The following is a 13,252-nucleotide window of genomic DNA, read 5'->3' as shown; positions in this document are numbered from 1 at the left end:
TTTGATTATATATCCGGTGAAGTGTTATTTGGGTTGGGTGTATTTGACGCTTACGTTTCAGATTGTAAATTACTATCAATAAACTTTTGCTTTATGCTTTCAAAGGAAGCGTAAATTGTCGGAATGATAACCATAGTTAAGAACGTTGATGCTGTCATACCTCCTATTACTGCAATAGCAAGCGGTGAGAACCTCTCAGAACCTAATGCCAGCTGCGCTGCCAGAGGAATCATACCTGTTATGTCAGATAGAGCAGTCATCATTATAGGTCTGAATCTTAATCTTACTGCCTGAGTTATAGCTTCGTTGAGCCCAATCCCTTCCTTTTTCTTTTCATTTATAAATTCAACCAATAGTATAGCATTGTTTACAACTGTACCAACCAAAAGTATAAATCCTAAAAGAACCGGCATTGAAATATATTTCCCTGTCAACCCCAAGGCAGGAGCTATACCAATTATTACCAAAGGTATTGATGCCATAACAGTAACGGGATGCAAAAATGATTTAAACTGTGGCATAAGTACTAAATAAACCAATATTATGGAGAGTGATAAAAGAAACATCATATCTTTTGCAGAATCGGACATGCTTTGCTGTTCTCCTGTCAGCTCTATGGAATAACCGCTTGGCAATTGATAATCTTTGATTATCTTATTTATATCCTTTGTTATGTGGCTAAAAGCTCTTAAATGAGTGTATCCCAATATGTCTATAGTATATTCTAAGTCCTCTCTTGTAATTATGTTTGCTCTCTCATTTAACTCTATATCCGCCAATTCTCTTAAAGGAATTTTCACACCCAAAGGAGTATTTATATAAGTGTCTAACAAACTGTCTGCTGACTCCTTGTACTCATACATATATTCAACTGAAATCCCAACATTTTCAGTTTCACCAATATCCAAATTAGTTCCTACTATTCCTTCCATTGAATTATATATTTGATAAGCAACATCCGCGTTTGAAAGGCCAAGCTCCCGGATGCGTGAGTCATTCATTTTAATGTTCATCTGTAAGTTATCCATGTTGAAGCTCTTATATAGGTTAGTTGTTCCTTTAACTTTGGCAATTTCTTTTTGTAGATTATCAGCAATGCCATATAGTATTTCCTGATCAGAACCACTTATTTTTATATCTATGGGTGCCTTAGAACTGGATGTAGCCGTTCCTCCTTGTTCTTTAACAGAATATCTTTTTATGTCCGGGATTTTTTTCATTTCTTCCCTTAATCTTTCTTGAAATTCCCAAATTGTTTCTTTTCTTTCAAGCCTTGTTGACAAATTAATAGTGAGTAACGCCTGATTAGTACCCATTACTCCAAAATCACTGAGCATATTGCTATCTTTTTCATAACCTATTTGTGCATCGTAGTTTATAACATTTTCTTCTTTAGCTAAAAAGTTTTCAATATATTTCACAGTCCTGCTTGTTTCTTCAATTTTTGTTCCCGGCTCCATTTCTACAGATACAAATGTTTTTCCGCTATCGAATTGAGGAAGCATTTCCATCCCGTTATTAACTAAAAAACTTCCGCTTAAAACAAGAAGAGCTAAGGCAATTAATATGGCTTTTAATTTGTTATTCAAAGCTAATTTCAATACTCTTATATAAAATTCACTTAATTTACTCATCATTTCATTCCAAGGTGATGAAATTTTATCGATTAATTTTTCAGCTTTTGTAAATTTAAATTTACTGAGCATTACCGTAAACAACGGTATAATTAATAAAGCAATTAATAGAGATGAACCTATTGCAAATATTACTGTTAATGAAAGAGGTCTAAACATTTCCCCTACAAAACCTTCAATAAACAAAAGAGGTATTAAGACAACCAATGTTGTTGTTGCACCAGCAATATTGGCCATTGCTATTTCATTAGTTCCGTCAATAGCTGCAGCTATAATGTCTTTGTTTTGATTTCTATGAGTTACGATATTTTCAACAACTACTATTGATGCATCAACAACGAAACCTATGCTTAATATTAACGCTGATAATGTAACCATATCAAGTTTCATATCAAAAAACTTCATAAGAGATAATGTAGTCAAAAAAACTAAAGGCATTGACATTGAAACAACCAATGACTGGCTAACATTTGATATAAAAAGCATTATAAGTATTATTGTAAAAGCCATTGACATCAAGACACTGGACGACATGTTATCAACCATTTGGTTAGTAAAAATCGAGTCATCTTGTGCTATTTCAAATTGAATGAAAGGGTATTTTTCTTTTAAAACTTCAATCTCTTCTTTAATGTCATCAACAACTTCCACTGTATTAGCATCACTTCTTTTTAACACTAATAATGCAATTCCTTCATTACCGTTGTACCTGTAGTTGCTTTCCAATTCTCCTGTAGTAAATTCTACACTTGCAATATCCTTTAGATAAATGATATTGTTATCTTTCAATGGTATTCTAATGTTTTCTATATCACTGACAGTTTTTAAGTCTTCTTCAATTCTTATTAACACTTCCTTATTTGCATCAGTTATTTTTCCACCCGGTGCCTTAATATTGTTTTGAGCAAGTATGGAAGAAACTTGTTCTAAAGTAAGTCCGTAAGAAGTTAACTGATTTTTATCAACATTAACTTTAACCAACGATTTGTATCCGCCGAATATATCAACAGAAGCAACACCATCTAACAGCTGTAAACTGTAACCTATTTCATCTTCAGACATTTGTCTTACTGTCCTTAAGTCAACTGAATTGCTGTTTAAACTTAATGTCAAAACAGGCTTATCTGATGTGCTGAATTTTAATACTTTCGGCTCAATTATATTAGCAGGCAGTCTGCCTCTGATTCTGCTGATAGAATTTTGCACGTCAATTGCTGCTTCATTTGTATTTGTTGAATAATTAAACTCCAATGATATTATAGCCATATTGTCCTGACTTGTTGACTTTACACTGTTAATACCCTCTAATTTACCGAATTCGTCCTCCATAGGTTCTACTACATCTTTAACAACATCTTGAGAAGAAGCTCCGGGATATTGTGTAACAACCGTAACCATTGGAGCATTCGTATCAGGAGACATCTGTGTTTTCAAAGTCACTCTGGAATATATGCCAAATATAACTATTGCAATTGCAACAGATAATATAAAATATTTGTTTTTAATTGAAAATTTACCTATATTCATTATTCTTCTCCTCTAAAAACATATACTGATGCATTGTCATATATTTTTGATAAATTTGAAGCTGCTATTTTATCTCCTTCTTTAAGCCCGCTAATTACTTCAGTGTTATCACCTACAGTAATGCCTGTTATTATTTCAGTTTCTTTAACTATACCGTCCATATATAAATAAACTATATCTTTATTATTCAAGCTTTTTATAGAGTTTTTAGGTATAATTAATTTGTTTTGCGCTTCATTTGTTATAATTTTAACTTCTGCACTGTTGCCTGAAAACAACATGGATGATTTTTCGTTTTTAATAGGACCTAATTCTATTAAGCCTATTCTTGTTTTGGAATTAACATTAGGAACAATTTTACTTACTTGTGTGTCTATTTCACCTTCTAAACCATTTATTTTCAATACAGCTTCGCTGCCAACAAATATTTTGTTAATGTCATTTTCAGATACATTAACTTTTATAATCCACTCTTTGTTGTCATCAATTGAAACCAAAGGCTTCCCTACTACAGCAAGGTCACCTACATTGCCTTCAATCATTTTAACAACACCGTTTAAAGGCGCTTTAATAATGGTATCTTCGATTTTCACATTAAGTTCATTAATAGATGAATTTAATTCTTCAATTTGTTTTGCTGATATACTTTTTTCATGTACTAAATTGTCATAGGATTTTCGTATATTTGCTTTTAATTCTTCTGTTTTTAAATATGCATTGTTTAACTCCTGCTGCATTTTATCAAGAGTTGATTTTGGTATTGCCCCTTCTTCATATAAATCTTTGTAACTGGAATATTCACTCTTTAAATAATCATAATTTGATTGGGCAGTTTCAAGTTGTTTAATAAGTGGATTTGATGTATAAAAATCGTTTACTTCATTTTCTAAATATATGTAGTTAGTAGATAAAGTATCAAGTTTCTTTTGTGCTGTATCCATACTTGCCTCAAGCTGACTATCATCAATTTTTACCAACACATCACCATATTTTACGATGCTTCCTTCTGCAACAAAAACATGAACTATTTGCCCTGCTATAGTGGGTGATAAAGTTGCAGATTTTTTAGCTTCAATTGTGCCTATATAGTTTATAGTTTCTGTTAAATCACCCTTGATAACAGCTTCAAGTTCTATAGGAATACCAAGATCCGATTCTTTTGCAGAACTTTCTTTACTGTTAGAAAATGAATTAATGATTTTAATAATTACTGCCAAAGCAACTAATGAAACTATAACAATCAAAATAAACTTTTTTTTATTCATAAATGATTTCTCCAATCTTACAATACTAATGTTTTTATTGTTTCATATAATTTTCTTGAATCCCTAAAGGTATCACTCCCTGTTAAGGATTCAAATATAATTAAACCTACTATGGTTGATAATATAATTTGAGAATAGTATTCAAATGATTTTTTTTCGAAATTTATTTGCTCGTCTTTCATAAAATACACAATTTCATCAAAAACTTTTGAAAATATACTTTTGAGTACTTTTTTTATTTCATCATTATATTGAGATTCATATATTGTGCAAATAAACAGCTTCCTGTTTTTCCTCAATGTGTATGTTCTTTCTTCAATAATTTTCTGAATAAACTGATCAGAATTTTCCTTTTCTTTTGATACGTTAAAGTTTAACATTGGTTTTACAATGAACGTAGAAATAGTCTCATAAAACAAGTTATTCTTCGTCTCAAAATGCCTGAATAATGTAACTTCGGCAACATCAGCAGCAAGGGATATTTCTTTTGTAGTTGATCCTGAATATCCCTTATTAGAAAACACTTCTTTAGCTGCATTTAAAATTCTTTCTCTTGTATCTTCCTCTTTCATTAACATCCTCATCTTTTAGTAACCAATTCCATAGGATGCTTCAAATTTAAGCTTAGCAAGGTTATAGTTGTGTAAAGACTGAACATATGACAATTCTGCGTTATAAAGCATATTTTGTGCATTTAACACATCCATTTGAATTCCAACTCCTGCTTTGTAGGATAGTTGCGATAGTCTATATGCTTCTTCTAAGCTTGTAATGTTTTTCTCATAAACATTTACAGCCCTTGCAGCTTTCTGCATATTTAAATAAGCATTGTTTACACTTAGTTCCACATTCTGCATTGCATTATTCAATTCGTTATTAGCTTTTTCTTTTTCGTAATTAGCTTCTCTGTAATCATAGGTATTTACTGCGCTGTAACTTGAAACAATATCAAAATAAAGTTTGGAAACTTCTACATTTTCTTGAGCTTGGATAACTTCTATCCTATTTTTTCTTGCATGTAAAACTTTATCTGATAAATCTATGTTTTCCGGCATCTGCAAGCTAATGCTGCTTACTACATCATCAGTCAAATTTACTATTGAATCAAATGAAAGACCTAAAAGCTTGTTAAATTCCATTTTCCTGTATTTCAGATCATCTTTGGCATTTGCTAATGATAGATTAGCCTCTTCAACAGCTGCTTGTGTCGTTAAAACTTCCTGTTTTATGCCTGTGCCAATCTTAAGTTTTGATTCTGCTATTCTTTGCTGCTCCATTACACGCAAAACATTTTCTTCTTTTACTTCAATATCTTTTATACTTCGGCTGATTTCATAATAGCTGTTCTTAATTCCTAACTCTATTTTTTGTTCTATTAATTCCTTGTTTTTTCTTGAAAGTTTAACTGCCATCTCAGTTTGTCTTTTATAATATCCGTCTGACAGAAGTTTAGTTTCAATCATGGAATTTTCAGGAGCCTTTGACCATAGTGAAACAGCTTTTTTTGAAATAACCTGATTTTTTTCAATATCTAATTGAGCAATTTTCACAGCCTCATTATTTTTCAAGCCAAATTCAACAGCTTCCTCCATAGAAAGATTGTATGTCTTGTTTTGATGCTGTTCCTCAGCATAAGTTATGTCCAATGTTAATATAATCATTGCTGTCAATAATAACATAATTTTTTTTACCAATTTAATCACCTCTTATTATGCTTGTAAGCACTTGCTTACATGTATTTAAAAAAAATCTGCCGATTTTTAATCGGCAGGTTTTTTTATTTGTTTATCTGTCGTAAATCGCGATGTATTCAGCAACTGCGCTGTCTGAAACATCATAGATGTGTATCATATCTCCATCTGCTAAATCTCCAAGAGAAAGTATCTTGTTTTCAAGATTTCTGTGAGATATATCTACATCGTAGAAGAATGAGTCATTACCATATTTGTCTATATGAACAAACCAAGTCATATCTTCATCTTCATCAGTTCCTGCAACAATTACCTCAATTATACCATTCTTAGTATCTATACCACCGCTTACAATTTCGAACTTATCAAATGCGAAACTGAAATCTGAAGCACTATATCCTTCTGCTATATTATCAAGTTTCTCATCTGCTGTATTCCACGTAGCAATTACAACATCATCTAACTTAATATCATTCTTAGAAACTGTTGCAGCTTTAATGCTTGTGCCTGAGGTAACTTCAACTCCTGCAACAACCTTGAACATGTTGTTTGTCATTTCATCTGCATCAGCATAGAATTTTGTTCTTGCTACTATCCTTACGGTGTCAAGAGTAGTTCCTGATACAGTGAAGTCAACTAACACCTTTTCTTGTAATGAATTCTGAGTAGCTCTTGATAAATCACCGGCATAGTATTCAACTATTTCATTTTCTACTGCCATGTATACCCACAATCCATCTTTTCTGATTTCACGTTTTAGTATATAACCATAATCATCTTCGCCAATTTGAACTGAACCGTCATGATAAAATACAATTACTTCTATTTCGCTGTCATCAACTTTGGCAACTACTTTGCTGAAATCATCTCCTGAATCAAGATCAGATACTGCACCCCAAGTATATGCTTCTGCTTCTCCTGTAGTAGTATTAACTCCAAAGTAAACTGTTTCATCACTCACATAATATACCTTATTGTTAATTTTTATTCTGTCATAATCATCATCCACAATGCCGCCGTTAGTATTGTTTTGAGCTATCACATTTTTATTTCCTGCTTCAATAACATCGATTGATGATATTGTTCCGTCACCGTTGAAGTCTACCTCAACTAATGTTCCAACTTTAAATAAGTTAGTTACATCAACATCACTGCCGCTTTCAGGTCTTCCTTTTACATCGCCATTAATTGACTTGCTTATAGATAAATCTAATAATTTACCGTTAAATTCTGTATCATCTTCGGTGAATTCATAAGTTATTTCATCATCAAATTGATTTAACAATTCTACATAATATTTGTATCCAGCTGTTCTTGATGCCCATGGATCTTCAGTTACTATAAAATAATCGTCACTGCTTGTATTAACATCTGTAGTAATGTGTCTTCCATAGTTCCATCCTTCTGTTTCTTCAAAGTATTTACCGATATAAACTACTACATATTCACCAACCATATCTTCTATATCAGCTAATCTGTCATCATCCGCTGTCCATTCATAAGCACTTGGGTTAGTTGCCAATGAATTGATAGTATCATTTTCATCTGTGCTTATTGTAAATGCAGGTCCAACAGATATATTCTTACCATCAACTACGAGAGTGTAATCCCAGTACATGTTGTTGTCTGAATCTACAGAATCCAATATACCTTCAATCTTGTAATCATAAGCATCAAGTACGTATTCTCCGCTTGTTGCTTCCCAGAAATAAAGAACATCATCTTTAGCTAAATCTTCAAGCTCTGCAACTTCACCATTTTTCATTACAATGTAATCTTCACCATCAAGTTTTAATGTGCTTTCGCTATCATTGTAAGTGAAATACTTAACTTTTTCATCTTTTAAATTAACATCCGTAATTACTCTTGGTAAATCATAGTTAACCATGTCCATGAATATGATTTCATCATCATCATTCAATATGACTTTACCTGCTACTTCACCTAATTCACCATAGCCCTCTCCTACTTTATTAGAAGCAATTTTGGTAAGATCCGTAATCCTTTCATAATTATAGAATACAATTGCATCTTCTGCTAATTCAAATTCATCATCTGTTTCATCTAAAGCAATTTCTATTCCACCATCTTTAATTTTGTAATTATCCTCATCACTTTTAGTAATATCTACAATGTAGTCATATGCTATAACGTCTCTTGGATCTGTAGTATCTTGAATTGATATTACCAATTCATCATCTTCAATTTTTCCATCAGTATCTGTATCTCTTATAAATACAGTAACTTCATGTCCAAGAACTGCATCAGCATCAATTAATTCAATCATTTTGAATGTATATGTCTTGCCTTCTTCAGTTCTGATTTTTACTTCGTCAGCATCTAATTTAGTCAATGAATGTGATGCTGTTTCAACTACATAAGCTTCTTCTAATTCAAATACATTTAAATATTTTGTAAGAAGTGTATAATCAGTAATCTTCCAGGTTCGATCCCCTGATGTTACTTCAGCTAAATCCATTAAATCAATATCTAAAGCTTTGTTAGCAAATATTGATACAACACCTCTTTTAGCCGGATCATTGTAATTGAATTTAACACCTAATGTTAAGCCGATTTCAGAAGCCTTTGTTAAATAATTTGATGGCCATTCATTGCTATTTAAAGCAGGTTCATAACCTAATAAACGTACTAACATTGTAATTGCTTCAGAATATGTTACATGAGCTTCAGGCTTAAATGTTCCATCAGAGTAACCGACAATTATTCCTTGTGCAGATGCCAAGTTAACATATCCACTCGCCCAGTGAGTTGCCCTCACATCCGGAAATTTTGTGTTGGCAACTGAGCCGTTAGCAATATCCTCCATACCTAACATACGTATTGCAATGGCTGCAAATTCAGCTCTGGTTATAGAATTGTCAGGTTTGAAGGTTCCATCTTCATAGCCCACAATTATGTCTAATGCTGAAAGTCTTGCTACTGCATTTTCATATTCAGTATCTTTTACATCAGACGGTAAAGCAAAGGCAAAGCTAAAACTTGAAAGTATCATTGCCATTGCTAAAATTAATGATAAAACTTTTTTCATCTTATCCTCCTATATGATTATTTAAGTTCAGTGATTCAGACCAAAAGGTTCAACGCTCACCGTGTATTAAATTTAGCTTTTTTGCATAACTAATTCAATAGTCAATGAATAGGTGTTTGTAAGGTATTTTTACAAATTAAAGCAAATGTAAAATGATTTTTCCTTCTCTTTGTAATATAAATGTAATATTTTAAATTTGATATTAACGTTAAATAAAACTATTTTTCTTATTCTTTAAAAATTTGATTTTAATCAAGGAATGAATAAAGAATGCAAATAATATTTTTCTAATTTTGATTTCGATCAATGATTTAATTGTTTTTATATAATAAAATTAAGCCATAATATATATAAGGAGAAATTGATATGATAAAAAGAATAAACAGACATAAAAATCATATTACCGCTATTTCAGGTATACTGATCGTATTGGGATATATTATGAAATTAGCCGGTATGGGAAATGTAAGAGATGTTTTATTAATAATTGCGTCTATTTTAGCAGGAATGCCGATAGCCATAAAGGCATGGCAGGCACTCCGAATGAGAGCTTTCAGCATTGAACTCTTAGTAACTATTGCCGTAATTGGTGCTTTGTATCTAAGAGAATATACCGAATCATCCGTAGTTACATTTTTATTCCTCTTTGGTGCTTATTTGGAAGCCCGCACCTTGGAAAAAACCCGTTCCTCATTAAAAAGCTTAATTGAAATGGCTCCGCAAGAAGCTACAGTTATAAAAGATAATAAGGAAATTAATGTTCCTATAGATGAAGTGGAGGTTGGTAACAGAATCATTGTTCGTTCAGGAGGCAAAATTGCAGTTGACGGTGTCATAGTATCAGGCAAGGCAACAATTAACGAGGCAGCTATAACAGGTGAATCCGTTCCTGCTTCTAAAAAGGAAAATGACAGAGTGTTCAGCGGAACGATTGTAGATAACGGATATATTGAAATGATAGCTGAAAGGGTCGGTGATGATACTACTTTTGCTAAAATAATCGAATTGGTTGAAGAAGCTCAAGAGGCAAAATCTAAAGCCCAAAGATTTTTAGATAAATTTGCTAACATTTATACTCCTGCAATAGTTATTATGTCAATAGCAGTTTATCTGATTACAAAAGACCTTCATTTATCGATTACATTCCTTGTAATAGCATGCCCTGGTGCTTTGGTTATAGGTGCCCCCGTATCTAATGTTGCAGGAATAGGAAATGGCGCTAAGAACGGTGTCCTAATAAAAGGCGGAGATGTAATGGATAGATTTTCTAAGGTTGATACCTTAGTATTTGATAAAACAGGTACATTAACAAGGGGTAAACCGGAAGTAACAGATATAAAGGTATTTAATAATATAGAAGAAAATGAATTGCTAAAATTAGTTGCTGAATCGGAAACAATTTCTGAGCACCATTTAGGTCAAACAATAGTTAAGGAAGCAAATTTAAGAAAAATAAGCATAAGCAATGAACCTGAAAATAGTCAAGTTATTAAAGGCAACGGAATAATTGCTGCAATCGAAGGTAAAATATTGGTTGTCGGAAACAGAAAATTAATGGATGCAGAAAATATTTCTATACCAAATGAAATATCAGAATATGCAACAGACCGGGAAAAGAAAGGAAACACAGCAATATTTGCAGCAGTAGACGGTAAAATAGCAGGAATTTTCTCCATAGCTGACCAAGTAAGAAACGATGCTAAATTAGCTCTTTCTCAAATGAGAAGAAACGGAATCAAGAAGATTATAATGCTTACCGGGGATAATAAGCATACTGCCGAGCTTGTAGCCAAAGAATTAGAGCTTGATGAATTTTATGCTGAACTTCTTCCTCAAAACAAAGTAGAACACGTCAAAAGGTTAAAGGACGAAGGCAGAACGGTTGCAATGGCAGGAGACGGAATAAACGATGCGCCGGCAATAGCTACTGCAGATATCGGTTTAGCAATGGGAGAAGGCGGAACGGATGTTTCTATGGAGACAGCAGATGTAGTCTTGATGGCAGATAAGCTTCTGCAATTCTCACATGCCTATTCACTCTCAAAGGCAACCATAAAAAATATGAAACAAAACATTTTTATAGCAGTTGCGATCGTGTTCGTACTGTTGGCAGGTGTTCTGACCGGAGGTGTTCACCTGGCATCAGGAATGTTTATCCACGAAGCAAGCATCCTTTTAGTCATATTAAACGCAATGAGACTCATAAAGTTTAAGGCATAAAAATAAGGATTTGTGCGAAAGCACAAATCCTTTCCTTAACTGTTCATTATTCATTGTTCAATGCTCAATGTCTTTTAGTACGCTCTTGCTGAGTAAATCATATGTTTTGCCGGCTTACCGCAAATGTGGCACTTATCACCTAAGTTCTCTTGTTCAAAAGGAATGCATCTGATTGTAGCACCTGTTTCTTCTTTTAATTTATCTTCACATTCTCTTTCTCCGCACCACATCATCTTTGCAAAGCCCGGACGGTTAGAAATTTCTTTTTTATACTGTTCATAATCCTCTACAACGTATGTGTTTGCTTCCCTATGGGCTTTTGCTTTTTCAAACATATCATTTTGCATAGTATCAAGCATTTGTGCGATTGTATCGTCAATATTGTCAAGTGATATAACTTCTTTTTCCAATTTATCTCTTCTTACTGCAACTGCTTGACTATTTTCTATGTCTCTTGGACCTATCTCAATACGAATAGGATATCCCTTCATTTCATATTGGTTAAATTTCCATCCCGGTGAATTTTCTGTACTGTCATCAAGCTCAACTCTAACTCCTTTAGCTTTTAGTAAACCAAACAACTCATTCGCCTTTTCCAAAACACCGGCTTTGTTTTGAGCTATAGGTATAATAACTGCCTGAACAGGAGCCATCCTTGGCGGAAGTACAAGACCTCTGTTATCTGAATGCACCATAATAAGTCCGCCTATTAATCTTGTAGAAATTCCCCATGAAGTATGGTATGGATATTGCTCCTGACCATTTCTTCCCTGAAATTTAATTTCAAATGCCTTAGTAAAATGCTGACCTAAATTGTGGGATGTGCCTGCCTGCAGTGCCTGACCATCATGCATCAACGCTTCCATCGTATATGTTGAGTAAGCTCCTGCAAATTTTTCCTTTTCACTTTTTTGCCCTGTAACAACAGGTATTGCCATTAAATCCTCTGCTACCTGTCTATAAATATCAAGCATCTGAAGTGTTTCGTACTGTGCTTCTTCTTCAGTTTCATGAAGTGTGTGACCTTCCTGCCATAAAAATTCTGATGTTCTCAAAAACGGTCTTGTTGCTTTTTCCCATCTTACCACACTGCACCATTGATTATACAAATATGGCAAATCTCTGTATGAATTCAGCCATTTAGCGTACATATGACAGATAATTGTTTCGGAAGTAGGTCTTACAACCAATCTTTCCCCCAATTCCTGATTTCCTCCGTGCGTAACCCAGGCAACCTCAGGAGCAAAACCCTCCACGTGTTCTTTTTCCTTCGTCAATAAGCTTTCCGGAATTAAAAGCGGAAAATACATGTTCTTGTGACCGGTTGCTTTAAATTTTTCATCTGCAAATTCCTGTATTTTTTCCCACAATGCGTATCCGTAAGGTCTTATAACCATAAATCCCTTTACGGGTGAATAATCAACCAACTCATTTTTTAATATTACATCTGTATACCATCTGCTAAAGTCCTCTTCCATGGGTGTTATTTCTTTTACGAAATCTTTTTCTTTTTTAGCCATAATATCTCTCCCTTAATAAAAATAAACCGCCTCTATACATTAGAGGCGGATTTCCGCGGTACCACTCTATTTACTGCAATGCAGCATCTCATTTGGATAAAAACTCAAAGACGGGTTCTTTATACAGAGGGACAAAAGCTCTCACCCGTTGCTTTCTCTCTTTGGACCATGCATAAATACTATTTCTTTTCACAGTTTATATTAAATTTATTATATATTATATAATTAATTTTATTTTTGTCAACTCTTACCTTGTAAAAAACCAAATAAGTATTTTAAAATTTGTAAAATCAATCCAAAATAATGTCTTGAATTTTACTGAAATAATGCTATCATATAAGTATAC

Annotated in this window: 7 protein-coding genes; 1 reads left to right on the top strand and 6 read right to left on the bottom strand. The window is 33.2% G+C overall.

The genetic code is table 11. The features are described 5' to 3' along the window. Positions 1-50 precede the first annotated feature (50 nt). From RT412_RS09695 to RT412_RS09675, 5 genes are all read right to left on the bottom strand, one after another. Positions 51-3,161 (bottom strand): efflux RND transporter permease subunit, encoded by a 3,111-nt coding sequence (locus tag RT412_RS09695; protein WP_313340413.1) that lies wholly within the window; start codon positions 3,159-3,161, stop codon positions 51-53. Then, a complete protein-coding gene (locus RT412_RS09690; protein ID WP_313340411.1) occupies positions 3,161-4,426 on the bottom strand; it encodes an efflux RND transporter periplasmic adaptor subunit in 1,266 nt (421 codons plus the stop codon). The genes RT412_RS09695 and RT412_RS09690 overlap by 1 nt, the downstream gene beginning before the upstream one ends. Before the next feature lie 17 nt (positions 4,427-4,443). Continuing rightward, positions 4,444-4,998, bottom strand: coding sequence for a TetR/AcrR family transcriptional regulator (locus RT412_RS09685; protein WP_313340409.1), 555 nt, complete (start codon positions 4,996-4,998; stop codon positions 4,444-4,446). Positions 4,999-5,013: 15 nt separating this feature from the next. After that, positions 5,014-6,120, bottom strand: a complete 1,107-nt coding sequence (locus tag RT412_RS09680) for a TolC family protein (protein ID WP_313340407.1) — start codon at positions 6,118-6,120, stop codon at positions 5,014-5,016. Positions 6,121-6,211: 91 nt separating this feature from the next. After that, complete coding sequence (locus RT412_RS09675; protein WP_313340405.1) at positions 6,212-9,166, bottom strand: S-layer homology domain-containing protein; 2,955 nt, start codon at positions 9,164-9,166, stop codon at positions 6,212-6,214. A gap of 366 nt (positions 9,167-9,532) precedes the next feature. Here RT412_RS09675 and RT412_RS09670 point away from each other — a divergent pair, with 366 nt between their 5' ends. Then, positions 9,533-11,386 carry a cation-translocating P-type ATPase gene (locus tag RT412_RS09670; protein WP_313340403.1) on the top strand — a complete coding sequence of 618 codons (1,854 nt, stop codon included), beginning with the start codon at positions 9,533-9,535 and terminating at the stop codon, positions 11,384-11,386. Between the two features lie 74 nt (positions 11,387-11,460). Here the strand turns inward: RT412_RS09670 and proS are convergent, their stop codons facing one another. After that, complete coding sequence (gene proS / locus RT412_RS09665) at positions 11,461-12,906, bottom strand: proline--tRNA ligase (RefSeq protein WP_313340401.1); 1,446 nt, start codon at positions 12,904-12,906, stop codon at positions 11,461-11,463. Positions 12,907-13,252: the final 346 nt, after the last annotated feature.

Origin of the sequence: Sedimentibacter sp. (assembly GCF_032080165.1) — a bacterium.
Taxonomy (GTDB): Bacteria; Bacillota; Clostridia; order Tissierellales; family Sedimentibacteraceae; genus Sedimentibacter.
The sequence above is the reverse complement of the archived record's forward strand: the minus strand, read 5'-3'. Positions and strand labels throughout refer to the sequence as shown.

Excerpts from the sequence above, each read along its gene's own strand:
- RT412_RS09695 (WP_313340413.1), bottom strand. The coding sequence starts at position 3,161 with ATGAATATAGGTAAATTTTCAATTAAAAACAAATATTTTATATTATCT.
- RT412_RS09690 (WP_313340411.1), bottom strand. The coding sequence starts at position 4,426 with ATGAATAAAAAAAAGTTTATTTTGATTGTTATAGTTTCATTAGTTGCT.
- RT412_RS09685 (WP_313340409.1), bottom strand. The coding sequence starts at position 4,998 with ATGAAAGAGGAAGATACAAGAGAAAGAATTTTAAATGCAGCTAAAGAA.
- RT412_RS09675 (WP_313340405.1), bottom strand. The coding sequence starts at position 9,166 with ATGAAAAAAGTTTTATCATTAATTTTAGCAATGGCAATGATACTTTCA.
- RT412_RS09670 (WP_313340403.1), top strand. The coding sequence starts at position 9,533 with ATGATAAAAAGAATAAACAGACATAAAAATCATATTACCGCTATTTCA.
- proS (WP_313340401.1), bottom strand. The coding sequence starts at position 12,906 with ATGGCTAAAAAAGAAAAAGATTTCGTAAAAGAAATAACACCCATGGAA.